Below are 26,759 nucleotides of genomic sequence, written 5' to 3'. Positions count from 1 at the left end.
TCCTTCATTAACAGACGCCGGCCTCTGGTCGGCGTCTGTTTTTTTCCGGAATAATGAATCATGAATTTACCAATATTAAAAAAGAATTTCCCAATACCGGTTGAATGGATGGGATCCTTACATAACGGAGGTTCGTCATGAACACAATCAACGGCTTTCACTATTCCCTCAGGAAAGTGAGAAAAGCCGTCCTATTAGCTGCAGCCGCCAGCCTTACAGCGGGTACGGCGGCATTATTCTGCCCGGAACCGGGGCAATTGGCCCGGGCTGCAGAAGTTTATAGCCCAGCAGGCAGTGAGCAGGCCAATAATCATCTGCACGACGGGGCGAGGTCCACAGATGGAAAAGACAAGATCGCAGCAGCCAGGGCAACCTATCGGTCGTCCGCCTCTATCAAGCAGGCGCTGGTGAAGGATGCCTTTAATTATCTGGAAACCCCCTATGTATGGGGCGGCACCAGGCCTTCCGTCGGTTTTGACTGCTCGGGATTTGTATACTTTATGCTGAACAAATTCGGCATTTCGCAGCAGCGAACAACCGCCTCAGAGCTGTACCGACAGGGCTGGGCGGTAAACAGATCCATGCTACGCCAGGGAGACCTCGTTTTCTTCCGGAGCCTGACCACGGGGGCCATCAACCATGTCGGCTTCTATTTGGACGGCGATTCCTTTATCTCTGCAACCAGCTCACGCGGCATATATGTACAGCGGCTTGGAAGTTCTTACTGGGCTCCCCGTTATGCAGGCGCACGAAGGCTGTATTAAGAGGGCAGTCCCAATGACTGCCCTGTCTTTTCCCCTATTCCGTCGGCATTCCCGCCGACTTGCGGATTTCATTAGCCAGACGTTGAAACTCCGCTTTATCTGTTTTGGTCTTTGCGACAAACCATCCCGCCGACAAGAAACTGATAATTTTCTCTGCATCCGCCTTTGTCATCCCGGGTTCATCCTCCTTTCTGGTCGACCACCAGCCCTCATTGCCAAACGAATCGTTCAGATCGAGCAATACTCCTGCAACGGTAACGCCATTCCGGTATTGATAAAGATTGGCATGCGCGCTCTGCTCGCCCCGGCTCCATGCATACGTCTGCCAGAAATGCTCGCAAGCCCCGCGCCTGGCCATCTCCTCCACAACGGCATAAGAGCCGTATACTCCCGACTTATAGCCGGTTATTTGAGCGGCCGCAGCGCGGAGATACTCCTCGATCGACCGGTAAGCAGCGGGCTGCGCATCATAATCGACAGCAAAGTAAATCGCGCTTCCCTGCGGTTGGCCCAATAGTTTGGCCTGCCTCAGCGCTGCCGCACCGTCTGTTCTACCCGCAGCCTCGCCGCTGGCAGCCCTGCTCGCCGTCGTCTCGAATACAGACACAATTTGCATGCCCGCTCCGGTGATGGCTTCCGCCTCCGTCCGGGTCAGCCGTTTCCATGCCAAATTCTCCGGCACCAGATATCTGGCCGCAAACATCATCCCCGCATTCGCCAGCGCTTTGGCCTGCGCCGCTGTAAGCGGGATCGCACAATCAAATCCCTTCATCCTCGACTATTCACCTCCTGTGCACATTCGCTTAGAGGCACCGTCAAATTAACGGCCTGTATTATTAAATGATGGCAGCTTGGCATACGATCCCGGCAAATGCTGATTTTAGCCGTTTTCCAATCTTGAAGCAGCAGAAATCGCCACAAAAAACCTAAAACAGCTGTATAGAGTGCTATTTTTAATAGCTAGTTCTTTGTAGAACAGCCTGCCCATGACAGGTGAGCTGCATTTCAGAGTGAAATGCGGCTCACCGCCCCTTTTCCCGCATAACAACGCACGCTCCCCCATATATATAGTTATGAACCGATCTTTAATCTTTCTATTTTTATCCTCAATTTCAAAAAAATTGCTTGGCATGGGGGAGTGACATTTGCGGCAGGATGAGATAAAAGCGCTGGAGCGGGCCATTGAAGAAATAACCGAAATCGCTCAAGGGTTCGGTCTTGACTTCTATCCGATGCGGTACGAGATTTGCCCGGCTGACATTATATACACCTTTGGTGCGTATGGAATGCCAACCCGCTTCAATCACTGGAGCTTTGGCAAGACGTTCCACCGGATGAAGACCCAGTATGACTTTGGCTTAAGTAAAATATATGAATTGGTCATCAATTCCAATCCTTGTTACGCTTTCCTGCTGGACGGCAATTCGCTTATCCAGAATAAGCTGATTGTAGCCCATGTGCTGGCCCACTGCGATTTCTTCAAAAACAATTCGCGCTTTGGCGGCTCCAACCGCAATATGGTGGAGAGCATGTCCGCTACGGCCGACCGTGTCAGCCAGTATGAGATGGAATACGGCACGCCGGCGGTGGAGAAATTTATTGATGCGGTTCTGGCGATCCAGGAGCATATCGACCCAACGCTGATCAAGCCCTATCAGCTTGACAAAACCCGGTATATCGAGCTGCTCAACAAGGAGAAACCGAATACCTATACGCCCCAATACGGCTACGAGGATTTATGGTCGCTCGATGACAAGCCCGCCGATGCGGATTCCCAGCTGGAACCGGAGACCAAGCGGTTCCCGCCCAAGCCGGAGAAGGACCTCCTCTGGTTCATTGAGGAATACTCCCCTGGCCTGAAGGATTGGCAGCGCGATATTATGTCGATGCTGCGCGACGAGATGCTTTATTTCTGGCCGCAAATCGAAACCAAGATCATGAACGAAGGCTGGGCCTCCTACTGGCATCAGCGCATTATCCGCGAGCTTGATCTGACGAGCGAAGAGACAATCGAATTTGCCCAGCTCAATTCCTCTGTGGTCCAGCCTTCCCGGAACAGCCTGAATCCTTATTATCTGGGACTGAAAATTTTCGAGGATATCGAGCGGAGATGGGATGCCCCGACGAAGGAAGAGCAGGAACGCTATGGCCGCAAACTCGGTACAGGACGGGAAAAAATGTTCGAGGTGCGGGAGAATGATTCCGATATATCCTTCCTCCGCAACTATTTGACCAAAAAGCTGGTCGAGGATCTCGATCTATATGTATTCGAGAAGAAAGGCGCGGAATGGAAGATTACCGATAAAACATGGGAAACCATCCGCGAGCAGCTCGTCTATTCCCGGGTTAACGGAGGCTTTCCCAGCATTATTGTCTCGGATGGAAATTTCAATCGAAACGGCGAGTTGTATCTGAATCATCAGTATGAAGGCGTGGAGCTGGATCTGAAATACGTGGAACGCACCCTGCCGCATGTCGTCCAGCTGTGGGGCAAATCCGTCCATTTGGAGACTGTTGTAGAGGATAAGCCGATTGTGTTCAGCTGCGACGGGAAGAAGACAAGCCGGAAGTTTCTTTGAATCCATTGAATGCCCATGAGGCAGGCTCTGAACACATTTCACAACAAAAGTGTTTCAATATGGTAAAGCTGAGGTTATGGTATACCTAAATAGGGGAGCCACAGCCCGAATGCTTCAAGAGGGAGGTTCTCCCCGGAACGATGAGGTGAATGACCATGATGATTGTGCTTATTGTCGTTGGTGTCGCGCTGATTTTGTTCCTGGCTGCTTTCTTTCTCAGATCCAACCGGTGGAAAACGATTCAATCGGCGTCAGGCGATTCAGCAAATGAACTTCAGGAGAAGCATGCTTACCTGAATAATGAAGGCTTCCGCGTCCGAATTCGCACCGACGACGGGCAGTCGAATCCGGGCATCCCCAGCGTCAACGCAGGAGAGAGCGGATACAGAAGAGGCCTCACCAAGCTCCAGGTGCATGAGGAAGACATGAAAAAAGCTGCCGAAGCGCTGGATCGATTTGAGCGTGATCGTGTCCTGAGACAAACGCCGATCATGTAAAAGCCTGCCGATGCAATGATTCATAAAGTCAATAAAGCCGCGAACATCGAGGGTTCGCGGCTTTATTGCATCCAGGCAAAGCATAAGGAAGACCGTATAATAAGGAAACATCAAATAAGAGCAGGTATCGCTTCGCATCGCGATTACCTGCTCTTATACTGACAACCCGGGCAAAGCTGCGCAGGCGGCGTTATTCATCGATTTTCACCACATCCACCGTAACCTTCAGCTCCGCCTGGCTGGAGCCGCGGTAAACCCCTTTGACAGGGACAATGTCCTTGTAATCTCTGCCATGGCCCATCTTCACATACCGCTCGCCCACCAGCGATTCATTGGTCGGATCAAAGCCGCACCAGCCCAGACCCGGCGCATACGCCTCTACCCATGCATGCGAAGCCTGCTCGAAGTCAGCGCTCCCTCCCTGCAAATCAGATACAAAATGGTAGCCGCTCACATATCTTGCAGGCACTCCTCTTGCTCGGCAAGCGGCAATCATCAAGTGGGCAAAATCCTGGCAAACGCCGCGGCGCTTATGAATCATATCGCTTGCGATCGTATTCACATCCGTGGCATACGGATCGTAGACGAATTCCGTCTGAATGCGCCTGGAGATGCCGGAAAGCCAACCATGCACGCCTTGCTCTTCTTCAGAGCCCGTTTCTGCAAAAGCAATGACCTCGGGGGTCACTCCCGTATAGTCTGTCGGCAGCAGGTACTCGGAAAACCGGTTCTGCGCCTCATCGCTTGCCAGCCACTCCCATGTCAGCTTGCGGGGCATGCCCTCCTCCTCAGGACCTGGGATGAAGGCTTCTTTGGTTACCACCGTCATCTGAGTGCGGATCCTGAGCTTGCGGTGCGGTTCATTGACCGAGAATGCATGCACCCGGTTGCCGAAAAAATCATCATAGCTGAATAATGAAGCGCCCGGCTCGATAGAGATGGAATGCTGATAACAGGACTGCTGTTCATTGGTAAAGGGAGTAAGCCGCAGTTCATTGACACTGTCCGTGACCGGGCTTTTGTAATAATAATCGGTCGTGTGCGAGATGCGTAGCTTCATGCGCTGGCCTCCTCGACTCGAAAAAAGGTATGCGCGAAGGTTACGCCGAGCTGCTGGGACGACTGCAGCAGATGCCCCGTAGCGCGCCCTTCCTTCTCCAGCGCCAGATCCTCCCGCTCCAGGCATGCAAGCTCGGCCTTCACCTTGCCCACCTGACGGATAATCCGGTCATGCGCCACGCGCATTTTACTCTCCTGAAGCTCAATGCCGCGCAGATGATGATCAAGCTCATGCAGAGCAAAATGCACGGATCGCGGAAACACGGTGCTCAGCACGAGGAATTCCACAATCGCTTCCTGCGAGAGACCATCGGCATAATATCGGCGGAATGCCTGATACCCGCTTACCGAACGAAGCACCGCCTGCAGGAATGGGTACACATCGTAAGTCTCATCGCCGGGAGACGAGGTGCCGTAGCCATTCGCTCCCACTGATTGCAGAATGCGCAGCGTATTCTCGGCACGTTCGAGATAGCGGCCGCATTCCATAAAATGCCACTCATTCTCGCGCGGCATTACGGACTGGCAGATTCCATTGAACAGCGAGGTCCATTCCTTGATTCGCCCGAAGAACTGATGCGGCGATTCCCGGCCCAGATCGCTCTGCTGTTTGTCTCTCAGCCACAGATAGAAGCCGTTGGTTGCATCCCACAGCTCGCTTGGCAGCTTCTCTCTGAGGGTGCGGACGTTGGCTCTGGCGTGGTTGACGCAGGTCACGAGGGAATTGGGATTATCACGGTCAAGCGTCACATAATGCACAACATCGTGCTCGCTGTAAGTTGTGCCGTACTGCTGCTCATAAGCCGCGCGGCTGCCCAGGACATCGACTATGCGACCCCACTTGCACAGTCTTTGCTCCTTGTCATCCTCATCAGCATCCGGGAAGGACAGCGTCTCTTCCGAAAGAAGGTGGTAGTGGACATCGATCAGCCTCGCATGATTCTCCGCCCGCTCCATATAACGTCCGATCCAAAACAGGGCCTCCGCATTGCGACTCATCATAAGTGCATCCCTCCGTTTTCAAATTTACGGTTAACGACTCAACACCCATGTATCCTTGACGCCTCCGCCCTGCGAAGAGTTCACGACCAATGACCCCTCCGTCAGTGCGACTCTGGTCAAACCACCCGGTATCACGTGGGTTTCCTTCCCCATAAGAACGAATGCGCGCAAATCGATATGACGCGGAGTCATCGCCCCGCCAAGCATAACCGGCGCACGGGACAGCTGCATGGTAGTCTGGGCGATATAACGCCCTGGATCCCGCCGGATCGCATCGGCAAAAGCGGCTATCTCCTTCTGGGAGGCAGCCGGACCAATCAGCATGCCGTAGCCTCCAGACAGGGAAGTCTCCTTCACAACAAGCTGATCCAGATTGGCTAAGGCATACTCGCGGTCCTCCTTGCGTGCCAGAATGAAGGTGGGCACATTATTCAGAATCGGCTCTTCTCCCAAATAATAACGAATCATATCCGGAACATAGGCATATACTGCTTTATCGTCTGCCACACCGGTCCCCGGAGCGTTGGCTATGGCCACATTGCCGGCACGGTAAGCATTCATCAGCCCAGGGACGCCAAGCAGCGAATCAGGCTGAAAAGCAAGCGGATCGAGATACTCGTCATCCAGACGCCGATAAATAACGTCCACCTGCCGCAGTCCCCGAAGGTCGCGCAGATAGATTTTGTGATCCTTGTAAACAAGGTCACGCCCCTCTACAAGATGAATCCCCATTTGTTGAGCCAGAAAGGTATGTTCAAAATAAGCCGAATTATAGGCACCCGGCGTCAGCAGCACAATAAGCGGATTGGCTTTGCCAGAAGGAGCAAGACTGCGCAGGGAGCTCAGGAACACATTCAAGCTGCGCTCAATGTCAGCCACCTTGCTCGACAGATATAGATCGGGAAACAGCTCGCTCATCAGACTTCTGCCCTTGTACAGGTATGAGAAGCCGGAAGGCGTGCGCAAATTGTCTTCCAGTACAAAATAACGGCCGTTCTCGTCCCGGATCAGGTCGATCCCCGAGGCGGTCATATATACGTTATGCGGAACTTCAAGCCCGGCCATCTCCGGGCGGAAATATGTGTTTCCAATAATCATCTGCCTCGGAATTACCCCGTCGCGGACAATCTGCTGCTCATGGTAGATATCACGAAGAAAGCTGTTCAGCGCTTTAACCCGCTGCTTCATCCCCTTCTCGATTGTATCCCATTCATGCTTTGGAATAATACGCGGAATGTAATCAAAAGGAATGGTCCGCTCGAGCGGCTCCGACTGGTTCGGAGAGTAGAGCGTGAACGTAATTCCTTCTTCCAGCATTCTCTGCTGCAGCTTGGCATGCCTGGCAGCGAGCTCAGAGGGCTTCATGCGCGTAAACGCCCGGTGTGCGCCATCATAATGGGGACGGACCAATCCATCGCTCTCGAACATTTCATCGTAAAAGGACTGGGAATCATAAGGATCGAACTGCGATTGAATCGCCATTGACATACTTACCGCCTCCAAAGACCATAAGTGTTACTTTCATGTAAGTATTAGGCCGAAAAACCCTCAAAACCAGAGGGTTTGCGCTGGTTATCGCTATCTAAATCATACCTAAAGCTTCATTGTATGTCAACTTATATAACATAAAAACAAGGCCTTTATGATCAGGCCTTGTTTCCTTGTTGAGACTATTCTGTTGGCTGCGCTTTCAGGCTTTTCAGATCCTCCACGACCTTCTCAATGGTCTGAATGAATGTCGAAAGTTCTTCCGAGCTTTCAGCCTGCGCTTTGGCCTGCAGCGTCGTTTGCTCGGATTCCTGGCGGACATAAACCATTTTGCGTCCGATTTCCTCGAGCCGGTCCTGGATGCTTTCCATCGCTTCACGGGATGAGCCCGCCAGCTTGCGGACTTCGTTTGCCACGACTTCAAAGCCTCTTCCCTGCTCACCGGCACGCGCCGCTTCAATTGCGGCGTTCAAGCCCAGCAGATGGGTTTGATCGGCAATCCCGCGGATCAATGTACCCACCTCGCCGATATTGTTCATATCCTGCTGCAGATCGCTGAGCAGCTCATTGGCATGATTTTGCGATCCCGCTGTGGAAACTGCCGATTGCGCGATGGATTGCGCGCTTTGGTCAAGCTCGACAATCATGCCGGCCAGCTCCTGAACGGCCTCTGCGACCGACTTCAGCACATGCTCCTGTTTATTCGCCAGCTGAACGATTTGCTCTCTTTCCTGCTGCTCATAAGCTTCAAGCACAAGCTGGGAATCGAAATTGAAAACTTTGGACAAAGAATGAATAACGCTCTGCCATTGATCGGGCAGCACCCGGCGGAAAACCTGCGTTGCCATATCCAGATAGATCATATAGGCTCCCAGATACCAGTGCGTTGTCAGTCCGATACGGGAATGGACTGCTCCGATCCTGATCCGGTTCTCCACGAATGGCTCATCGATCCGTCCGTCGGCAAGCGACATCCAATAAACACGCATCGTTTCCTTCAAGCGGTCAATGGTGCTGAATCGGGCAATAATCGCCGTCAGCTCCGATTCCTGTGTAATCCGGTCATAGAACCGGTCAACGACTTCCGTAACAACCTTGGTGAAAATTTCACGATGCCCGGCAAGCAGTGCCAGATCTTCTTCCTTAATCCCCGTGTAATCGAGCTGCCGGGCTCTTTGGTCCGATAATGTAATCATTTCTCAGCCTTCTTTCCTTATGTTGAGCCATTTATGAATCGATCCCCTCCTCTTATTATCGGATGGTACCTGCCTTGCGCTTAACCCTTTTCGTCTGGCCGGACAAGCGATGCCTTTCACCATTATCTGAACCTGTAAGCAGACAAAAACCCGACCGTATAGTCGGGTTTTTATGTTCCTCGCCTTATTTTGGCCGTGCAATTCAAGAAATTTAACGGTTAAGCAGGCTTCCCACATAACGGAGCAGTTCATTGGCGCAGACCGGGCAGTAGCCATGCTCGTCAATCAGACGCGTCGTCACTTCATTGATCCGCTTGAGCTGACGCTCATCCGGCGTTTTGGTCGATGTGGTGATCTTGACAACATCCTTCAAATCGGTAAACAGCTTCTTCTCGATCGCCTCGCGCAGACGGTCATGGCTGTTGTATTCGAACTTCTTGCCTTTGCGCGAATAGGAGGAAATCCGGATTAATATCTCCTCGCGGAATGCCTTCTTGGCATTCTCCGAGACCCCGATTTGTTCCTCAATGGAACGCATCAGACGCTCATCCGGATCCATCTCCTCGCCGGTCAGCGGATCCTTGATTTTGGTCCAATTGCAGTAGGACTCGATATTATCCAGATAGTTCTCAAACAGGGTGTGCGCCGATTCCTCATAGGAATACACAAACGCCTTCTGGATTTCCTTCTTGGCGAGCATATCGTATTCCTTGCGGGCGATGGAGATGAAGTTCAAATACCGCTCCCGCTCCTCCCGCGTGATGGAAGGATGGTGATCCAGCCCGTCTTTGAGCGCGCGCAGCACATCCAGGGCATTGATGCACTCCAGATCCTGCTTGATAAGCGCGCTGGATATGCGGTTGATGACATACCGGGGATCAATGCCCGTCATGCCCTCTTCCATAAACTCGCTCTGCATCTCCTTGAGATCCGCTTCCTTGTAGCCTTCCACCTCTTCGCCGTCATACATCCGCATTTTCTTCACAAGGTCCATACCCTGCTTTTTCGTCTCCTTGAGACGGGTAAGTATGGAGAAAATGGCGGCGGCTCTGAGCGCATGCGGCGCAATATGGATATGCTTCATATCGCTCTGGCCAATCAGCTTGCTGTAAATCTTCTCCTCCTCCGACACCTTCAGGTTATAAGGCACCGGCATAACAATCATCCGCGATTGCAAAGCTTCGTTCTTCTTGTTGCTGATAAACGACCGGTACTCCGTCTCGTTCGTATGCGCGATGATCAGCTCATCGGCGGAGATCAAGGCAAAGCGGCCGGCTTTGAAGTTCCCCTCCTGGGTGAGCGAAAGCAAATTCCACAGAAATTTTTCATCGCATTTGAGCATTTCCTGAAACTCCATGATTCCCCGATTGGCTTTATTCAGCTCCCCGTCGAACCTGTAGGCTCTCGGATCCGACTCGGAGCCAAACTCCGTTATCGTGGAAAAATCAATGCTGCCGGTCAGATCGGCAATATCCTGCGACTTGGGATCCGAAGGGCTGAAAGTTCCGATACCGACCCGATTGTCCTCGGAGATGAGCACACGTTCGACTAGCACATTTTCAATATCGCCTTCAAACTCGGTACGCAATCTCATTGTACAGGACGGGCATAAATTCCCTTCAATCCGAACTCCGAGCTCGCTTTCCGCCTCCGCCCGAAGCTCTTGCGGTATAAGATGAAGCGGGTCCTCATGCATCGGGCAGCCCTTGATCGCGTAGACGGCCCCCCGCTCCGTTCTGGAGAACTGCTCGAGTCCTTTCTTGAGCATGGTTACAATCGTCGACTTGCCCCCGCTGACAGGACCCATGAGCAGCAGAATCCGTTTGCGAACATCAAGCCGTCTGGCCGCGGAATGAAAATACTCTTCAACCAACTGCTCCACTGACCGGTCCAGCCCGAAGATTTCCTGCTCGAAAAATTTGTATTTCTTGCGGCCGTTCTCCTCCACCACCCCATATGATTCAATCATTTCGTAGACACGAGCATGCGCTGTCATAGCAGGTGCCGGATTCTGCTTCAGCAGCTCAATGTATTCCTTAAACGTTCCGGTCCATGCCAGCTTTTCACTCTCCGCCTTGTACGCCGATATACGTTTCAAAATATCCATGCCGTACCTCCTCTCGTCCATCCCGGGATGCTGCCTGCCATTATTTCGACCACGGGGTGACCATCTATCCGTTGTTCCCACTGACCGGCAATTTGTTGAAGTACTACATTTCTATGCATCTGTACGGGGGAAGTTGCCCTATATTTTAAACGAGATTTCATCATCTTTCGTGTTTCTTTCCCATCAGCTCCATAAAACCCCGCAACGATGTCAGGTTCAAGAAGGCCCAAGATGCCTGCGCCCTATGTTTTTTTCCGGTAAAGACCAGCAGCCGCCTGCGAATATGAAGCCATTTGGCCGGACGTTTAAAATCTGCATCATTCGCATATCAATCCGCTAAATTTGCAAAAGGGTACAAGGAATACAGTATAACTGCAATAATGCAAAATTGACTGTCTTTCATTCGTCAAATCTTGATAAAACCAGACTAATGTGACAAAAAGCAGGTCAATCTCCGGGGAATTCAGGTCGAATGAAGGCGCTTCCCTAAAAATTCGAGCATTCAAAATTAATGGCTGAGTACCCTGCCCGAATATGTTATAATCGCCAAAGACGCTAAGGGAAAGGAGCGCCACTCATGGCAGTCAAGCATGAAACCGAACTCTACAAGCCAGTCAAAGCCTACTTTGAAGCCATGGGCTTCGAAGTGAAAAGCGAGATCATGCATTGTGACCTTGTCGCCATCCATCCGCTGAGCGGCGAGACCATTCTTGTTGAAATGAAAAAAACCTTTACGCTCCCTCTTCTACTGCAGGGCATTGAACGGCTGCGGCTGAACGGCCAGGTCATGCTTGCGATTGAACGCAACCGCAAGAAAAGCGGCGCTCACAATCAGCGCTTCGGCGATTTGACCGAGCTGTGCCGGATGCTGGGCCTCGGCCTGATGACCGTTACCTTCTTCAAGACGAAAGCGCCGGTGCTCGATGTGCTTTGCGAGCCGGGCGATCCGCCGGTCCGCGGTCAGCGCCCCTTGCGTCAGACGCGTCTGCTTCATGAATTTCGCGAACGAAGCGGCGATTATAACACGGGAGGAAGCACAAGGCGCAAACTTGTTACCGCTTACCGTGAGAAGGCGCTTCGTATTGCCTGGGCTCTCAGCCTGCACGGCCAGCTCCCTCCGCGCAGAGCGGCAGAGCTTACCGGCGTGCAGCGGGCCGCCTTTATTATGCAAAAAGATTATTACGGCTGGTTCGAGCGGGTCGAACGCGGGGTATACCGTTTAAAAGAAAGCGGCACCGCCGCTGTCGTGGAATATGCCGATGTGATTAATGCCTGGCTGTCAAGCGGACAGCGGCAGAACCAAATTCAAGGAGGAGAAAGAAATGAGCGATCAATTACCTGAATCCGTCGGATACCGTATCATTGGCAGTGTTGACGATTTTACAAGTTTTCCTGCATCCGTTACCATTGACCGTGATCCTTATTTTATTATACAAACGACAGGCCAAGAAGATGCCCCTTCGGAATATAAGCTGGTATCCGCCATCTGTCCTCATGCAGGCGGCGTTGTGCGGCCTTGGGAGAATGAATTGATCTGCCCGCTGCATTACTGGTCGTTTGATTCGACAACCGGACAATCCACCAACGTACCCGGCGAGCAGCTTGACTGCCGTCCCATCCAGATCCATGAAGGGCAGTTCACTATTGCGGTTTCTTCATAAAAATCCGGCTGCGCACTTATCTTCTGCATCTCCAAAACCAAAGCCCCGATCACCATGGATTGCGGCGATCGGGGCTTTGGTTTTTTCTAAAGTCGGGCCGTGAACTCTCCAAGCGCCTCCGCTAAACGCGAGATGCCAAGCGCCATTCGCTCTCCTTCGGTATACGTAAAGTTGAGCCGCGCTGTATGGCGCTGAGGAGCCGCTGCATAGAAGGCTGCCCCTGGTACGAAGGCAACTCCCTTGGTCACCGCAGACCGCAGCAGAGCCTGCGTGTCGAGCGCTTCGGGAAACTCCAGCCACAGGAACATCCCGCCCTGAGGCGTAATCCATTTCACATCCGGCCAATTCTGGCCCTTCAGCAAGTTTTCCATTTGTCCCAGACGCGCGCCGTAAGCATCTCCGATCTTCCGGATATGCTCATCCAGCGGAAATTCCCGCAGCAGCTGGTCAAGCGTCTGCTGATCCAGTGTGCTGGAATGCAGATCAGCCGCCTGTTTCGCTTTGGCCAGCATCTGGATAACACGGCGGTCGCCGATGGCCCAGCCGGTGCGAAGCGCGGGAGCGACGGTTTTGGAAAATGTGCTCGTATACAGAACGCCGCCTCCGTCCGCAGCTCCTGCCAGAGAAAACAGCGTTGGAAAATAATCGTTTGCGTTGAATTTAATTTCCCCATATGGGTCATCCTCAAGTATAGGGATACCAAATCGGCTGCACAGGTCCAGCAATCCTTTGCGGCGTTCCAGACTCCATACCCGGCCCGTCGGATTCCCAAAGGTGGGCACGACATAGACCATTCTTGGCTTATGCTCATGCATCAGGCGTTCCGCATCGGCCATGATCATGCCGTCCTTGTCGCTTGGCACCGGAACAATCCGCAGACCGCCCAGATTAAATACCTGCAAACTCGCCAAATATGTCGGATTTTCGACAAGCACCACGTCGCCCGGCTCCATTAGAACACGGACAATCAAATCGATCGCCTGCTGCGAGCCAGTGGTCATAATCATCTGATCCGGCTCAACCTGCATACCCTTGGCAGCCATACGGCCGCATAACTGCTCACGCAGCGGCAGATAGCCTTCAGTCAGGCCGTACTGCAAAGAACCCTTGCCCGCTGCAAATACGCGCTGCGCAGCATCGCTGATTGCCTCGAGTGGAAACAATTCCTCGGCGGGCAGACCGCCTGCAAAGGAAATGATTTCCTGGCCTTGCGTCAACTTCAAGATATCCCGAACCGCTGAAGATTGCAGCCGCTCCACATGACTTGAGAACCGGTAGTCCACTTTGCTTTCGCCCCCTATCTTAAACCGCTATTTACATTTTACGCGCAATTATGCGGATGGGCAACACCATCGACAGATGGTGCAAAAAGAATCGGATCCTGTATTTTGCAGGTTTCGCATAGTTTATGTCTGTTTAAGGTTGTAACAACTTGTTCAAACTTTGCAATTTTCTTTTCCAGCAGGGTTGGGTATAATAGAAGAAGCGTATTGGAGGTGTGCAGGATGACGATAAAGTTCCTGATCGTGATAGTTGTCTTTCTATTGTTCCTGGTCGCCATTGTCACTTCGTCCTACAACGATGATAAGACCGAAGGCTTGTAAGCAGCATAAGAACCAACGCAAGCTAATCAAGAGACTTATACAGCATACTTAGCTTTGTCTGAGTTGAGAAACGGCTGACGCCGTCTTTTGACGGCGAAGCAATTTCCTTCCCTCTGAACTTGTAGAAATTTATCGATATGAATAAACATTCTATAAGTTTTAAACAAAAAAAGAAGCTTCGGGCGATTGATTATCAACCGCCCGAAGCTTCTTTTTGTTGATCCACATCCAAAAACGCGCATGGCAGCAATTCGCCTATGTCAGGTGCGGTAGACTCGGTTATCGAGCCCCGCCGCAGCATCGGCGCCAACTTCAGTTTTATCTGACGATCATGCTGCCGCTTTGTTCATCAGGAGCGGCGCAGGGCATTCATTTCTGTGATGCATGCGGAGCATAAATAACGCTCTTTAAATTCACGGACATCGTCTATCGAACCGCAAAATACGCAGCGAGGACGGTAGCGCTCTAAAATAATATGGTCACCCTGGACAAGAATTTCCACGGGATCGCCTTCATTCATCTGATATCTTTTGCGCAGCGATTTGGGCAGTACAATTCGGCCCAGTTGATCGACTTTACGCACTACGCCTGCCGGTTTCAACGTCTTCACCTCTTCTTGTCATTAATAATTGCGAGTCCATATATAAACATACGCATCTATAAGCTTTCGTTAAGAAGGGTCATTTTCCTTCCCTTATCAATATTTTCTTAATATCCTGCAAGTAATGTCGAATCTCATCATTAATTATCCCATATAAAGGAAAATTACCTTGTATTTACATTCACCTTAATTCTGCTATTCCAATCCCGCAAAATCCAGCTGCCGGAATGCCTCATAAATAATAATTGCCGCCGAATTCGACAAATTCAGCGAACGGACCTTGTCCGTCATCGGAATTCTCATACCCGTTTGCGGATAAGCATCCAGAATCGATGAAGGCAGCCCCTTGGTCTCTTTGCCGAAAACAAAAAAATCGCCATCCCGGAACGTATGATCCGAATAACGGGTATGAGTCCGCGTGCTGGCGCAAAAAAATCGGCCTTCCGGAAATAACTCCGTCAGTTCGTCAAATGAATCATGATAATGAACCTTTACCGCATGCCAATAATCCAGCCCTGCTCGCTTCAAGGTCCGGTCATCCGTATTGAAACCCAGCGGACGCACCAGATGCAAATGTGTGCCCGTAGCAGCGCATGTTCGGGCAATATTGCCTGTGTTAGCCGGAATTTCCGGCTCGACAAGCACGATGTGAAAAGCCATTATAACTTCCCCTTTCAATTTTACAATTATCTTACGACTTCCAAACATTTAACACAGGGTTTACGTAGCCTTAATCTTATGAGAAATGTTACTTGTCATAATGGAGGCATAACGAGAGTAAAGGAGAACAGGACGATGAAGAAGAAAATTTTAGTCGTTGATGACGAACCTTCCATCTCCAAGTTGATCGAATTTAATTTGAAATTGGCTGGCTATGACGTGCGCTGTGTCCAAGATGGCGAAGCCGTTTTTGACATATTAAAACCATTCCGACCCGATCTGATCGTACTCGATCTGATGCTGCCCAAAATGGACGGCATTCAGGTCTGCCGCGAGCTCCGCAAGCAGAACAACGCGGTTCCGATCGTGATGCTGACGGCACTGCAGGATGTGACCGACAAGATCACGGGCCTTGACAATGGCGCAGACGATTACATGACCAAGCCTTTCTCGCCGCAAGAGCTGCTATCCCGTATACAAGCCGTTTTCCGCCGTACCCTGGTCCTGCCGGGCGCTAGCGAGAACGTTGTACATGAGATCGGCCAGCTGACTGTATTCACAGAGCAGCGTGAGGTTCAAAAGGATGGAAAAAGCATTGATTTAACACCCAAGGAGTTTGAGCTGCTGCTGTTTCTTTGCCGCCATCGCGGAAAAGTGCTCAGCCGCCAGCAGCTTCTCTATGGCGTATGGGATTATCATTTTCTCGGCGATACGCGGATCGTTGATGTCCATGTCAGCCATCTCCGCGACAAAATCGAGAAGAATGCGCGGACGCCTGAGTACATTATGACAGTACGCAATGTAGGCTACAAGCTGACCGGCCCAAGCGCTATGGAAAACCTCCACCAAACAGCGGATTAATCCTTGCATAACAATAGACCGCCCATCTTCGACATCGTACGAAGACAGGGCGGTCTATTTATTTATGCCGTCAGGCTTATGGCCGATTCCTTAGCCGTTACGCTTCTGGAAGTCGCTCATAAACTCGGCCAGCGCTCTGCAGCTCTCTACCGGCACTGCATTATAGGTGGATGCCCGAAGGCCGCCCACGCTGCGATGGCCCTTCAGACCTACGAAACCATGCTGCTCCGATTCCTGTACGAACCGTTTCTCCAGCTCTTCGGTATGAATCCGGAATGTAATATTCATATCCGAGCGGCTGGACGTGTCTGCGAATCCCCGATAAAATCCACCGCTTTGGTCGATTGTATCGTAAATCAGTCTGGTTTTGTCGCGGTTGATCTGTTCGATGGCCGCAACGCCGCCTTTGCCCTTTATCCATTTGAGCATAAGCCCGGCAAGATAAACCGAGAAGGATGGCGGTGTATTATATAGGGAATTATTTTTCACATGGGTATCATAACGCAGCATGGTCGGAACACTCTTGGGACTTGCAGCGACCAGATCCTCCCGGACGATTACAATGGTTACCCCGGATGGCCCCAAATTCTTCTGCGCCCCTGCATAAATCATTCCAAACTGGCTCACATTCACCGGACGGCTCATAATATCGCTGGACATATCTCCAATCAGCGTCACATCGCCGGTCTCCGGAAAAGCTTTATACTGCGTCCCCTCTATCGTTTCGTTGGAGGTAACATGCAGATAAGCCGCATTAGCCGGAATCTGGATGGTGGACAAATCCGGAATCCGGTTAAACTTGTCCGGTTCCGAGGAGGCAGCCACCGCTGTCTCTCCAAACAGCTGCGCTTCCTTGATCGCCTTCTCCGCCCAGCTTCCTGTCATCACATAAGCCCCAACCTTGCCGGCCGGAAGCAAATTCATCGGTACCATGGCAAATTGCGTGCTTGCTCCGCCTTGCAGAAGCAATACTTTATAGGAATCCGGTATCCCTAATAATTCGCGAAGCAGGGATTGCGCCTCATTATGAACCTCTTCATAGATCGCGCTGCGATGCGACATTTCCATAATCGACATGCCTGAATCTGCAAAATTGATAAATTCCTCTTGCCCCTGCTGCAGTACTTCCAGCGGCAGCGCAGCCGGTCCAGCATTGAAATTATATGCGCGTTTGGTCACCCTTACCCACTCCAGTCTTCTTTTCACATATGGCTAACTATAACAAGTTTGAGGATTGGCATCAAGTAAAATAGTCACAAGAAGAACCGGCTCACGCCACCCATTTGCAGCGCAGCCTCCTTCATATATATAAGCAACATACAGTGGAAGCTTAGGCTTCCTTCTATGTTGAAAAAAATGACTCTCCTCTGGGGAGGAACGTATATTCATCCCTCTGTTTCCCCTTAATTCAGGAACAACTCAGACATAAAAACGAACCCTCCACGTCGGAAGGGTTCGTAATCGAAATAAGTGCGTAATGATTAGCTGATTAGCAGTCGAAATACAGGCTGTACTCGTGTGGATGAACACGGATGGATACAGCTTTGGCTTCCTGGCGTTTGAATGCTACGTAGTTCTCAACGAAGTCTTTGGAGAACACGCCGCCTTCTGTCAGGAATTCGGAATCGGCTTCCAAAGCGTCAAGCGCTTCGTCAAGCGTTCCCGGTACCGAACGGATTTCTTTCTTCTCTTCATCAGACAGCTCATAGATGTTTTTGTCGAAAGGACCATAACCGAGAGCGACTGGATCGATTTTGCGTTTGATGCCGTCAAGTCCTGCAAGCAGCATAGCTGCGAAGCAGAGGTATGGGTTAGCCGTGGAATCCGGTGTACGGAATTCAATACGACAGCCTTTAGGCGTTACAGCTGCAACCGGAATACGGATCGCTGCGGAACGGTTACCTTTGGAGAATACCAGATTGACCGGAGCTTCGTATCCAGGAACGAGTCGTTTGAACGAGTTCGTCGATGGGTTGGACAATGCGATCAGCGCTGGAGCATGGTGGAGAATTCCGCCGATGTAGTGCATGGCCATCGGGCTCAGGTTTGCATAAGCACCTTTCTCATAGAACAACGGTGAATCGCCGTTGAAGATGGATTGGTGAACGTGCATCCCGCTTCCGTTATCGCCAAACAGCGGTTTCGGCATAAATGTAGCTACTTTGCCGCTCATGCGGGCTACGTTGTGCACGATGTATTTGTACTTGAGCAGGTTGTCTGCTGTTTTGGTCAGCGTGTCGAAGCGGAAGTTGATTTCTGCTTGGCCTGCTGTGGCAACTTCATGGTGATGACGCTCGACGCGAAGGCCGGTTTCCTGCATCAAACGAACCATTTCGCTGCGGATATCCTGCTGTGAATCAACTGGAGCAACCGGAACATAACCGCCTTTAACGCCAACTTTGAACGCCAGGTTGCCGCCTTCTTCCTTGCGGTTGGTGTTCCATGCCGCTTCTTCGGAGTCCACGAAGTAAGAAGAAGAATTCATGGAGCTTTCATAGCGAACATCATCAAAAATGAAGAATTCGGATTCCGGTGCGAAGAATGCCGCCGTACCTACTCCGGATTTTTTCAGAAACTCTTCCGCTTTGTGCGCAATGCTGCGCGGATCGCGGTCATAACGTTCGCCGTCAGGCGTATGAATATTACACATGATGTTCAGCGTCGGATGCTCCGTAAAGGGGTCCACATAGGCAGTTTCCGTGTCAGGCATCATCACCATATCGGATTCTTCAATACCGCGGAAGCCCGGGATCGAAGAACCGTCGAATGCGACGCCATTCTCGAAAGTTTCCTCTTCTACTTCTGTCGAAGGAAGCGTAATGTGATGAGCGCGACCAGATAAATCGACAAAACGGAAATCGACAAACTGAATCTCGTTTTCTTTAATAGTGTTTAATACATTTTGTGCTGACATTTGAAAATTTCCTCCATTTCCGAACGTTTGCTTAGTATTTAACCTTGAATGTTCAATTTTTCACCGAAACCATGAGGTAATTATAGAATTAAGCCTAGCACCCGTCAATACTTATGTCAGATATTTTTAACGCATTTGTCAGGTATCTTCACACATTTGTTGGAATGTTTTCAATAAGACGATTGACACATAAGAATAAACGGAAAATGCTGTCATTTGTCGGCGGATTCAGGTTCTTCATGAATGAAAAACAAGCCAATCCTATACTGCTTTTTTCATTTCAAAAAAGCTGCAGATGCCTTGCTTGGCAAGGTTCTGCAGCTTCCATTACTTTCTTTGACATGCCAGCTTAGCCTAGCTTAGATCTTCCAGCTGGCGAAGTAGTCGGCAGGCTCTTTGGGGGTGTCAAATTTCTTTCCAACCAGATTCCCAAGCTGTTCCAGCTCCTTCAGGAGGTTGGCGAATTGATCCGGGAACAGCGATTGAACGCCGTCGCCTGTCATCGAGTTGTCAGGATCGGTATGCATCTCGATAATAAGGCCGTTAGCGCCAGCTGCAACCGATGCCTTGGCCATCGGTTCGACCAGCTCACGCCGCCCTGTGCCGTGGCTCGGATCAGATATCACCGGCAGATGGCTGAGCTGCTGCAGCACGGGAATGGCTGCCAGATCAAGCGTATTGCGCGTGTAGGATTCGAACGTGCGGATTCCCCGTTCGCAAAGCATAACGTTCGGATTTCCGCCTGCCAGGATGTATTCGGCGGCATTAAGCAATTCGTCGTAGGTAGCGCTGAATCCCCGCTTGAGCAGAACAGGCGTCTTGATCGTGCCGAGCTTGCGCAAAAGGTCGAAATTTTGCATATTGCGTGTTCCTATTTGTAAAATATCCGCATATTCTGCACAGACATCCACATATTCCGGTGTCATAACTTCCGTGATCGTCAGCAGACCATGCTTCTTGCCTGCTTCCGCCATCATTACAAGCCCCTCAACGCCGACACCCTGGAAGCTGTATGGTCCGGTACGCGGCTTGAAAGCGCCCCCGCGAAGGATCTGTCCGCCTGCCGCTTTTACCAAACGGGCGATTTCATCAATCTGCTGCGGCGATTCAACAGCGCAGGGACCGCCCATAATGGCCAGATGCTCGCCGCCGATCTTAACGCCCTTGATTTCAATAATGGTATCGTCCGGATGAAAATCCCGGCTTGCCAATTTATAGGATTTTGAAATCTTAATTACATTCTCTACACCCTTCATTTGGCGCAAATGCTCCGCCAGCGCAGGCTCGGCTTTTCCGATAATTCCGATCACAGTACGATCCACTCCTCTGGATACATGTGCCTGCACGCCTGTCTTCTCGATATGCTCGACGATTTCACTAATCCGCTCTTCTGTAACATGGCTGTTTGTGATGACGATCATAAGATACCCCTTTTCCCGCTTCAACGCGTGTTCGCTTTTATGCTTTTAAGCTTTTATGCTTTTAATCGCTAAAGTAAATATACATGAATGTGCCGGCCCCGTCAAGAGGCCGGCGCATGCAAAATCAAATTTCCGAAATCGGCTTGGACTCCAATTGCACCCGTTTCAATTTGCGCTTCTCACGGCGCTTGTTGGCGAAGAATTGCAAAGCAAGTCTTACGGGAAAATAGAAAATGGCTCCAAGGATGATGCCATCAATAACACCGCCGACGATAAGCTTCAAATTCGTGAGCAAAGCATGATTTATCCATTGGGGCAGAAAATCAATATTGATGCTTATATGCCTCGGCAACACCCATCCACCGACCAAGGTATTGATAAAGGCCACTGGAATAAATATAATCTTCCCGACAACAAAGCCGATCAACGCGCCTGCGAAGCTTGCCCTCAGCCAGTATATCAATGGAAAAATAAGAAAGAAGGCAAGTCCGTAGGTAGGCAATGTAAACATTTCAACAGCCATTCCGATTGAAAATCCCAAAGCTACGAAAGAAGGGCCGCCTGGAGCCCTCAACAGCTGCGTATACTTAAGCTTCAGCCAACGTTTGATCGAGCGCGGTTTTCGCGATGCAATCATGGGGGTAGCGCTCTTTTTAATCATACAGAAGTCTTCGTTCTAAGCCTTGGCAATAATTTATCGATATTAACGGTTCGCCGCGCTTCCCATGTTTTGTCGTCTGATTCGTCGTACTGCTCCAGGTAAGCAATAACTTCCTTCGTGATTGGCGTAGGCGTGGAAGCGCCTGAGGTCACAGCCACTCTTGTCTTGCCTTTGAGCCAAGCAGTATCGATCTCCGTTACGTCAGATACCCGATATGCCTTCACCCCGGCGATTTCCTCCGATACCTGCGCCAATCGGTTGGAGTTGTTGCTTCGCGGATCGCCAACCACGATACAAAGTTCGGCCTGGCCCGCCTGTTCCGCGACGGCTTCCTGTCTGACCTGTGTGGCGAGGCAAATTTCATTATGAATTTCCGCCGTCGGAAACTTGGCAATGAGCCTGCTTATAATATGTTTAATATCCCATTGCGACATCGTTGTCTGGTTCGTTATGATAATGCGTCCGGTCTGCAGGTTCAGAAGATCGATCTCTTCCTCTCTCTCGATCAAATGAACATGATCCGGTGCAATTCCGACGGCGCCTTCCGGTTCCGGATGAGCCTTCTTGCCGATATAGATGATCTCATACCCTTCGGCGACTTTCTCGCGGATCAGGACGTGGGTTTTGGTTACATCCGGGCATGTCGCATCAACGACCGTAAGCCCTCTGTCACGCGCGCGTTCCCGAACCTCCGGAGAAACGCCGTGAGCGGTGAAAATGACCGTTCCACTCTCGATTTGCTCGAGAATCTCCATGCGGTTCTCGCCATCGAGCGTGATGACGCCTTCCCGCTCGAATGCGTCGGTCACATGACTGTTGTGCACAATCATGCCCAAAATATATATGGGGCGCGGCAGTTCCAGGTTTTGAGCGGTCTTGAGCGCCAGCACCATGGCATCGACTACGCCATAGCAATATCCCCTTGGTGAAATTTTGACAATTTCCATACCGTACACCTGCCTTCTTTCCTCAAGCTCAAAAAAGAAACGGCTGTCGTCGTCCATAGACGGCGCAGCAAGCACTTCCTTCAAAAGACGGTTTCGCTCTATTATACCTGATTCGGCTTGTCGAGGAAAGCAATTGGCAGCCATACAATAAAGGTCGTTCCTTCGCCTTCGCGGGTCGATACCTCAACAGATCCGCTGTGTTCATCGATAATCCACTTGGCGATTGACAGTCCAAGCCCCGTTCCGGTTGTTTCACCCCGGGATTCATCCGCGCGATAAAAGCGCTCGAAGATATGGGGGATAGCCTTGCTGTCCATGCCAATGCCGGTATCTCTGATGACAACCCCTGCCTGATTGGAGGCCCGAACCGCGCTGATTTCGACATAACCGGCCGGTGTGTACTTGAACGCATTTTCGACAAAAATAAAAAACAGCTGGCGAAGAAAGTCGGCATGTCCCGCTACTTCCACCCCATCAAGAGGCATCAAATTGCCGATCCGCCACTCTGCCGTGCGCGGCAGCAGCTGGGCCCGGCGGGCCACATCCTCTACGAGCGGAAGCAGCGGCTGAATCGTTTTCTCCATCTCATAGCCTGCATCCGCACGGGCGAGAGCCAGCAAGTCGTTCACAAGACTGGACATGCGCTTGGCTTCACCGGCAATATCCTGCATCGCCTCCCGGCTCAGCTCAATGCGCTGCGCGTCGCTCTGCAGGCGGTCCAGCGCCGCTTCTGCCTCAACAGGGCTATCCGCTGCCTGCGCGGCTTCCAGAGCCGGAAGCCACATCCGCTCCAGCAGCTCGATATTGCCGCGGATGGTCGTGAGCGGGGTGCGCAGCTCATGAGAGGCGTCCGAAACAAAGCGGCGCTGCGCTTTATAGGCGTCATCAAGCACGTTGTAGGTGGTCTCCAGCCGGCCCAACATATTGTTTAAGGTATCCGTCAGCCGACCCATCTCATCATTAGGCGCTTCCCGCGGAATCCGGACGCTGAGATCGGAGCTGTGCTGGATTTTGTTGCTGGCCTGAATGACATTCTCAATCGGCCTCAAAGCCTGACGGGCAAGGAACAGCCCCACCGTGAAGGCAATCAGCAGGGCAACGATAGAGGAGAAGACCAGAATCGTCCGCAGATTGCTGAGAAGCGCCTCTTCACGGCCGGAGTAGGCCGCTACCTGGAGCAGGCCAACCAGCGTGTTGCCGGTGCTGTATAACGGCTGCTGGTACACCAGGAACGGATTCCCCGAAACATCGATATCATCGTAGTAGCCTACCTTCCCCTGCATCTCTTCGCTCCTGGGGAAAGGCAGTTTCATGGAAATCGTTGATAAATTCGCAGATTGTGCCGCTATCTGGTCACCGTTGGTGTAATTGATCAGCTGAATATACAATTGATTATCGATCAAAGCGCCACCATTGACACCTAAATCCATTCCATTGAAATTAATGTTCTTTACTAGCTTGGCCGTCTGATTATTGATCCGGCCTCTCATATCGCTGTAGGCGTTATAATTGACAAAGAAGTAAATCGCCACTCCGAATGCAATCAGTGTCGCTGCGAGCACAACGGAATACCAAAGGGTTAGTTTCAACCGAATCGTCATTTCGGTCAGCCTCCTTCTCCTCTGAGCACATAACCCGTTCCCCGAACAGTCTGAATAAGCCGTTTGTCGGTCTTATCCTCGGTTTTCTGTCTGAGCATTGCGATATACACTTCAAGTACGTTGGATTCCCCGCTGTAATCGTATCCCCAGATTTTATCCATAATGGCATCACGTGTGAGCACACGGCGCGGATTTTGCATAAACAGCAGCAGAAGATCAAATTCCTTGGCGGTCAAATCGATTCGCCGGCCGGAACGGATGGCTTCGCGCGAATCCAGATCCAGCGTCAAATCCTCATACTGCAGACGGGTTGAGGAATCCTCAAGCTTGTCGGATTTGCGCCGCAGCAGCGCCCGGACCCGGGCCAGCAGCTCCTCTAGCGCGAAGGGCTTGACCAGATAATCGTCCGCTCCCGTATCCAGTCCCTTCACCCGGTCCTGAATATCGTCCTTGGCCGTCAGCATCAGGATAGGCACGCTGCTTCCGCCTTCACGTACCCGGCGGCATACCTCCCAGCCGTCGATCTGCGGCATCATCACATCGAGGATCAGCAGATTGGGGTCGCTGGTCAGCATTAATTTGAGACCCTCCAGGCCATTATTCGCCGTCACCACTTCGTAGCCCTCGAAGGCCAGGCTTCTGCGGAGCAGGGATGTAATCTTCTCATCGTCATCTACAACCAATATATGCGGTCTCATCTTATTTCCCCCGTCAATTGATAATCGCTTGTGTTTTATTCCAACTAATAGTATAACGCAGATGGTTATCAAAACGTAAGAATGCTTGATGAATATGGAAAAAGACTATTTTACAAAAATGGTCATAAAAAAAGACGCAAGGCAGCTCATTTCACTGCCTGCGTCTTTTTTCTAGTGGGATTATTGTTCGCCGGTGAATTGAAACTCGTTCTTATCGCCGATGGTTACTTTCAAATCCATCGTCTTGCCATTGCGGATAATATTCAGCGTCGCTTCATCGCCCACTTTTTTCTTTTGAATCTGGGCAATCAAGTCCTCGCGAGTTTTATATTTGGTGCCGTCAAGTCCTGTTATCACATCATATTGTCTCAAGTCCGCCTCGTAAGCCGGCGATTTGTAGTAAACATTGGAGACAATCGATCCATCTTTGCTGCTCAGTCCAAGCTGTTTGGCGATGGAGTCTGTAATTTCGGCCAGCTCCGCTCCAATGAACGGCACCGGCGCTTTTGGAATCTCCTTGTTGGACTTCAGGGTTTCCAGGTTCTCCTTGATCGTGCTCGTCGGAATCGCGAATCCGATGCCTTGTGCCTGCGAGCTGACGGCCGTATTGATTCCCACGACTTCACCTTCCAGGTTAATCAGCGGTCCGCCGGAGTTGCCCGGGTTAATGGAAGCGTCGGTTTGCAGCAAATGCTCATAGTTGCGTGTACCTTCCGTATCCTGAATGCTGATCGGACGTTCCTTGGCACTGAGCACTCCCACGGTTACGGTGTGATCGAAGCCGTATGGGTTACCGATAGCCACAACCCAGTCACCGATGTCGATGGAATCGGAATCGCCTATAGGAAGCGTCGGGAAGTTGGTTCCTTCCACTTTCAGCACAGCCAAATCAAGATTATAGTCGGAGCCGAGTTTTTTGGCCACCAGCGGTTCTGCCCGCCCCTGAACCGTGACTTTAATTTCGTCTGCATCTCCCACGACATGCTGATTGGTCAAAATGTAGCCGGTAGAGTCGAAGAAGAATCCGGTTCCCAGACCTTCCGGCGTCAGATCGCCGCTGCCCCCGCCTTGATCGGCGCCGCCGCCGCCCTGGCCATTCTCATCCGGGGCTCCACCAAATTGATCTCCGAAGAACTGGCGCAGGAAGTCATCATTCAGTCCGCCGCCCTGGGAAGCGCTCTGCTTCACGAAGGTTTCGATTTTGACGACAGCCGGGCTTGCCTGTTCGAAAATTTGTGCAATATTGTTCGGGCGGACCACATCGGCTGCCGTCGATACTTTGCCGTCATCACCGGATTTCGTGACTGCCGCCGCTGCCTGATTGGATGCAGGAGACAGGGCTGTCTGCGCCCCGGTGAACCAATTCTGCGAATCCGCGGCAAACATCAATGCTCCGACCGCGACCACGCCGACCATGAACGATGCGAAAATCGCCTTGAATGAAGTGCGGCGCTTTTCCTTGACCTGCCAGCCGCCTCTGGCCGACTGTGTCGGCGCGAACGCGCGCAGCTGCTGCGGAGGCGTCATTTCCACCGGTTGGCTGTCCGGGATTGATGAACCGGGAACATTATTCTGGTCTTGGGTGCTCATCGATTCTTCGGATTGCTCCGAGCTGTTTGCTTTGAAAGGGCCGTAGGAATAATAATAGGAAGAAGACTTCGATCCTGACGATGGCGCCGGCTCATCCGCCGCTTGCGGTTGAAACGGCTCAGCGTCATTTTCTCGCTCCCCGTTATTGCGCTCCTTGTTGTCTTCATCTCTGCGCGGTTGAAAGAAATCGTCGAAAGAATTCTTTTTGTTCTGATCGTCCATGTATATCTCCTCCTAAGTATAATGGTTCCCCATGATAGCTATTATTAGGTTGCGGCTTATCGTCTTAAGACTATTTTGCACAATCTACCTTAAATCAAACTTAAAAATCATATAAAAGGAAATAAAAAAACCGGATCATCTAGGTATAAATAGACGCTCCGGACTTTTTTTAATCGTTTTTTAATCGTTTAATGGGGAAACAGCTGCTCTACCTCGCCCAGCACATGCTTCGCCTTGTCGATCCATTTGGAATCGATTTCGGCATCGGGATCTGTCGGGTCCTGAAATTGATTGATCAGGCCTCCCATCACCCGCGGCACGGTATCTTCATCCAGTCCCTCATTGTAAACATGCCTGAGCACAAACGGCTGCCCCATCCTTATCCGGGCATGATTATCATCCGACTCGCTGTCCACGTTGCCGCTGACCACGTCGAAGGGAAGCCGCAGCCATACTTTATGCGCTTCATCGAGAAAACGGTCAAATGAACCGCCCTCATAGCTCCAGCTGCCGCCAAGCGCAAATTCATGCTCCTCCAGCGCGTTCTTCATCTGGCTAAATTCATGCTCGCGGGATTCCAGTTTGGATGAAAGTGGGATCATAAGGGTTGCATTCTCCTTTTGATA

At 51.2% G+C, this 26,759-nt stretch carries 24 protein-coding genes and 1 pseudogene; 6 read left to right on the top strand and 19 right to left on the bottom strand.

Annotated features, from left to right (window positions below):
* The first annotated feature begins 137 nt into the window (after positions 1-137).
* A complete protein-coding gene (locus AC0YOA_RS06595; RefSeq protein ID WP_475785944.1) occupies positions 138-764 on the top strand; it encodes a C40 family peptidase in 627 nt (208 codons plus the stop codon).
* A 34-nt stretch (positions 765-798) separates the two neighbouring features.
* Here AC0YOA_RS06595 and AC0YOA_RS06590 read toward each other — a convergent pair whose 3' ends face one another.
* Complete coding sequence (locus AC0YOA_RS06590; RefSeq protein WP_475785943.1) at positions 799-1,536, bottom strand: DUF1906 domain-containing protein; 738 nt, start codon at positions 1,534-1,536, stop codon at positions 799-801.
* Between the two features lie 373 nt (positions 1,537-1,909).
* Here AC0YOA_RS06590 and AC0YOA_RS06585 point away from each other — a divergent pair, with 373 nt between their 5' ends.
* Both AC0YOA_RS06585 and AC0YOA_RS06580 read left to right on the top strand, forming a co-directional pair.
* A complete protein-coding gene (locus AC0YOA_RS06585) occupies positions 1,910-3,343 on the top strand; it encodes a SpoVR family protein (protein WP_475785942.1) in 1,434 nt (477 codons plus the stop codon).
* Positions 3,344-3,498: 155 nt separating this feature from the next.
* Entirely contained in the window at positions 3,499-3,840 is a 342-nt protein-coding gene (locus tag AC0YOA_RS06580; RefSeq protein WP_475785941.1) for a hypothetical protein, read from the top strand.
* A gap of 190 nt (positions 3,841-4,030) precedes the next feature.
* Here AC0YOA_RS06580 and AC0YOA_RS06575 read toward each other — a convergent pair whose 3' ends face one another.
* The 6 genes and pseudogenes from AC0YOA_RS06575 to AC0YOA_RS06550 form a co-directional block, all read right to left on the bottom strand.
* Positions 4,031-4,900 (bottom strand): transglutaminase family protein, encoded by an 870-nt coding sequence (locus tag AC0YOA_RS06575; RefSeq protein ID WP_475768735.1) that lies wholly within the window; start codon positions 4,898-4,900, stop codon positions 4,031-4,033.
* Complete coding sequence (locus tag AC0YOA_RS06570; RefSeq protein ID WP_475785940.1) at positions 4,897-5,901, bottom strand: alpha-E domain-containing protein; 1,005 nt, start codon at positions 5,899-5,901, stop codon at positions 4,897-4,899. Before AC0YOA_RS06570 ends, AC0YOA_RS06575 begins: the two co-directional genes overlap by 4 nt.
* A 30-nt stretch (positions 5,902-5,931) precedes the next feature.
* Positions 5,932-7,389, bottom strand: coding sequence for a circularly permuted type 2 ATP-grasp protein (locus AC0YOA_RS06565; protein ID WP_475785939.1), 1,458 nt, complete (start codon positions 7,387-7,389; stop codon positions 5,932-5,934).
* A gap of 182 nt (positions 7,390-7,571) precedes the next feature.
* Positions 7,572-8,036 (bottom strand): methyl-accepting chemotaxis protein, encoded by a 465-nt coding sequence (locus tag AC0YOA_RS06560; RefSeq protein ID WP_475786619.1) that lies wholly within the window; start codon positions 8,034-8,036, stop codon positions 7,572-7,574.
* A 90-nt stretch (positions 8,037-8,126) separates the two neighbouring features.
* Positions 8,127-8,585: pseudogene (locus tag AC0YOA_RS06555) on the bottom strand (protoglobin domain-containing protein); the annotation flags it as partial.
* A gap of 211 nt (positions 8,586-8,796) precedes the next feature.
* Entirely contained in the window at positions 8,797-10,692 is a 1,896-nt protein-coding gene (locus AC0YOA_RS06550; protein ID WP_210038475.1) for a PrkA family serine protein kinase, read from the bottom strand.
* Positions 10,693-11,269: 577 nt separating this feature from the next.
* Between AC0YOA_RS06550 and AC0YOA_RS06545 the strand changes: the two genes are divergently transcribed.
* Positions 11,270-12,034, top strand: coding sequence for a DUF2161 domain-containing phosphodiesterase (locus tag AC0YOA_RS06545; RefSeq protein ID WP_210038474.1), 765 nt, complete (start codon positions 11,270-11,272; stop codon positions 12,032-12,034).
* The gene (locus AC0YOA_RS06540; RefSeq protein WP_475785938.1) at positions 12,015-12,353 is read left to right on the top strand and encodes a Rieske (2Fe-2S) protein; all 339 of its coding nucleotides are present in this window, start codon (positions 12,015-12,017) and stop codon (positions 12,351-12,353) included. Before AC0YOA_RS06545 ends, AC0YOA_RS06540 begins: the two co-directional genes overlap by 20 nt.
* Positions 12,354-12,439: 86 nt before the next feature.
* Here the strand turns inward: AC0YOA_RS06540 and AC0YOA_RS06535 are convergent, their stop codons facing one another.
* The 3 genes from AC0YOA_RS06535 to trmL all read right to left on the bottom strand — a co-directional run bounded on the left by AC0YOA_RS06535 (position 12,440) and on the right by trmL (position 15,218).
* Entirely contained in the window at positions 12,440-13,636 is a 1,197-nt protein-coding gene (locus AC0YOA_RS06535; RefSeq protein ID WP_475785937.1) for an aminotransferase-like domain-containing protein, read from the bottom strand.
* Between the two features lie 670 nt (positions 13,637-14,306).
* Positions 14,307-14,558 carry an AbrB/MazE/SpoVT family DNA-binding domain-containing protein gene (locus tag AC0YOA_RS06530; RefSeq protein WP_210038471.1) on the bottom strand — a complete coding sequence of 84 codons (252 nt, stop codon included), beginning with the start codon at positions 14,556-14,558 and terminating at the stop codon, positions 14,307-14,309.
* A gap of 195 nt (positions 14,559-14,753) precedes the next feature.
* On the bottom strand, positions 14,754-15,218 hold the full coding sequence (trmL, locus tag AC0YOA_RS06525) for a tRNA (uridine(34)/cytosine(34)/5-carboxymethylaminomethyluridine(34)-2'-O)-methyltransferase TrmL (RefSeq protein ID WP_475785936.1): 465 nt from the start codon (positions 15,216-15,218) through the stop codon (positions 14,754-14,756).
* A gap of 135 nt (positions 15,219-15,353) precedes the next feature.
* On the opposite strand from trmL, the gene AC0YOA_RS06520 reads away from it, so the two are divergent.
* Positions 15,354-16,079 (top strand): response regulator, encoded by a 726-nt coding sequence (locus AC0YOA_RS06520; RefSeq protein ID WP_210038469.1) that lies wholly within the window; start codon positions 15,354-15,356, stop codon positions 16,077-16,079.
* A 90-nt stretch (positions 16,080-16,169) separates the two neighbouring features.
* Here the strand turns inward: AC0YOA_RS06520 and serC are convergent, their stop codons facing one another.
* The 9 genes from serC to AC0YOA_RS06475 form a co-directional block, all read right to left on the bottom strand.
* Entirely contained in the window at positions 16,170-17,258 is a 1,089-nt protein-coding gene (gene serC / locus AC0YOA_RS06515) for a 3-phosphoserine/phosphohydroxythreonine transaminase (protein WP_475785935.1), read from the bottom strand.
* Between the two features lie 310 nt (positions 17,259-17,568).
* On the bottom strand, positions 17,569-18,993 hold the full coding sequence (gene glnA, locus AC0YOA_RS06510; protein WP_475785934.1) for a type I glutamate--ammonia ligase: 1,425 nt from the start codon (positions 18,991-18,993) through the stop codon (positions 17,569-17,571).
* 359 nt (positions 18,994-19,352) lie between these two features.
* Positions 19,353-20,414 carry a 3-deoxy-7-phosphoheptulonate synthase gene (aroF, locus tag AC0YOA_RS06505; protein WP_475785933.1) on the bottom strand — a complete coding sequence of 354 codons (1,062 nt, stop codon included), beginning with the start codon at positions 20,412-20,414 and terminating at the stop codon, positions 19,353-19,355.
* Positions 20,415-20,538: 124 nt separating this feature from the next.
* On the bottom strand, positions 20,539-21,075 hold the full coding sequence (locus AC0YOA_RS06500; RefSeq protein ID WP_379113966.1) for a DUF2062 domain-containing protein: 537 nt from the start codon (positions 21,073-21,075) through the stop codon (positions 20,539-20,541).
* Positions 21,072-22,022: a 4-hydroxy-3-methylbut-2-enyl diphosphate reductase gene (locus AC0YOA_RS06495; protein ID WP_475786618.1), complete on the bottom strand. Its 951-nt coding sequence runs from the start codon at positions 22,020-22,022 to the stop codon at positions 21,072-21,074. Before AC0YOA_RS06495 ends, AC0YOA_RS06500 begins: the two co-directional genes overlap by 4 nt.
* A 101-nt stretch (positions 22,023-22,123) precedes the next feature.
* The gene (locus AC0YOA_RS06490; protein ID WP_475785932.1) at positions 22,124-23,623 is read right to left on the bottom strand and encodes a sensor histidine kinase; all 1,500 of its coding nucleotides are present in this window, start codon (positions 23,621-23,623) and stop codon (positions 22,124-22,126) included.
* Positions 23,624-23,628: 5 nt separating this feature from the next.
* Entirely contained in the window at positions 23,629-24,321 is a 693-nt protein-coding gene (locus tag AC0YOA_RS06485) for a response regulator transcription factor (RefSeq protein ID WP_210038463.1), read from the bottom strand.
* Positions 24,322-24,501: 180 nt separating this feature from the next.
* Positions 24,502-26,133 carry a S1C family serine protease gene (locus tag AC0YOA_RS06480; protein ID WP_475785931.1) on the bottom strand — a complete coding sequence of 544 codons (1,632 nt, stop codon included), beginning with the start codon at positions 26,131-26,133 and terminating at the stop codon, positions 24,502-24,504.
* Positions 26,134-26,321: 188 nt separating this feature from the next.
* Positions 26,322-26,735, bottom strand: a complete 414-nt coding sequence (locus AC0YOA_RS06475; protein WP_475785930.1) for a YugN family protein — start codon at positions 26,733-26,735, stop codon at positions 26,322-26,324.
* Positions 26,736-26,759 lie beyond the last annotated feature (24 nt).

The organism is Paenibacillus sp. JT22N12, from assembly GCF_056269365.1.
Note: the sequence above shows the minus strand (reverse complement) of the source record. Positions and strands in the feature narration are given on the sequence as shown.

Bases quoted from the DNA above. Each gene is read 5' to 3' on its own strand.
- AC0YOA_RS06595 (WP_475785944.1), top strand. From the start codon at position 138: ATGAACACAATCAACGGCTTTCACTATTCCCTCAGGAAAGTGAGAAAA.
- AC0YOA_RS06590 (WP_475785943.1), bottom strand. From the start codon at position 1,536: ATGAAGGGATTTGATTGTGCGATCCCGCTTACAGCGGCGCAGGCCAAA.
- AC0YOA_RS06580 (WP_475785941.1), top strand. From the start codon at position 3,499: ATGATGATTGTGCTTATTGTCGTTGGTGTCGCGCTGATTTTGTTCCTG.
- AC0YOA_RS06575 (WP_475768735.1), bottom strand. From the start codon at position 4,900: ATGAAGCTACGCATCTCGCACACGACCGATTATTATTACAAAAGCCCG.
- AC0YOA_RS06570 (WP_475785940.1), bottom strand. From the start codon at position 5,901: ATGATGAGTCGCAATGCGGAGGCCCTGTTTTGGATCGGACGTTATATG.
- AC0YOA_RS06565 (WP_475785939.1), bottom strand. From the start codon at position 7,389: ATGTCAATGGCGATTCAATCGCAGTTCGATCCTTATGATTCCCAGTCC.
- AC0YOA_RS06560 (WP_475786619.1), bottom strand. From the start codon at position 8,036: ATGATTGTCGAGCTTGACCAAAGCGCGCAATCCATCGCGCAATCGGCA.
- AC0YOA_RS06550 (WP_210038475.1), bottom strand. From the start codon at position 10,692: ATGGATATTTTGAAACGTATATCGGCGTACAAGGCGGAGAGTGAAAAG.
- AC0YOA_RS06545 (WP_210038474.1), top strand. From the start codon at position 11,270: ATGGCAGTCAAGCATGAAACCGAACTCTACAAGCCAGTCAAAGCCTAC.
- AC0YOA_RS06540 (WP_475785938.1), top strand. From the start codon at position 12,015: ATGAGCGATCAATTACCTGAATCCGTCGGATACCGTATCATTGGCAGT.
- trmL (WP_475785936.1), bottom strand. From the start codon at position 15,218: ATGGCTTTTCACATCGTGCTTGTCGAGCCGGAAATTCCGGCTAACACA.
- AC0YOA_RS06520 (WP_210038469.1), top strand. From the start codon at position 15,354: ATGAAGAAGAAAATTTTAGTCGTTGATGACGAACCTTCCATCTCCAAG.
- glnA (WP_475785934.1), bottom strand. From the start codon at position 18,993: ATGTCAGCACAAAATGTATTAAACACTATTAAAGAAAACGAGATTCAG.
- aroF (WP_475785933.1), bottom strand. From the start codon at position 20,414: ATGATCGTCATCACAAACAGCCATGTTACAGAAGAGCGGATTAGTGAA.
- AC0YOA_RS06500 (WP_379113966.1), bottom strand. From the start codon at position 21,075: ATGATTAAAAAGAGCGCTACCCCCATGATTGCATCGCGAAAACCGCGC.
- AC0YOA_RS06495 (WP_475786618.1), bottom strand. From the start codon at position 22,022: ATGGAAATTGTCAAAATTTCACCAAGGGGATATTGCTATGGCGTAGTC.
- AC0YOA_RS06490 (WP_475785932.1), bottom strand. From the start codon at position 23,623: ATGACGATTCGGTTGAAACTAACCCTTTGGTATTCCGTTGTGCTCGCA.
- AC0YOA_RS06485 (WP_210038463.1), bottom strand. From the start codon at position 24,321: ATGAGACCGCATATATTGGTTGTAGATGACGATGAGAAGATTACATCC.
- AC0YOA_RS06480 (WP_475785931.1), bottom strand. From the start codon at position 26,133: ATGGACGATCAGAACAAAAAGAATTCTTTCGACGATTTCTTTCAACCG.
- AC0YOA_RS06475 (WP_475785930.1), bottom strand. From the start codon at position 26,735: ATGATCCCACTTTCATCCAAACTGGAATCCCGCGAGCATGAATTTAGC.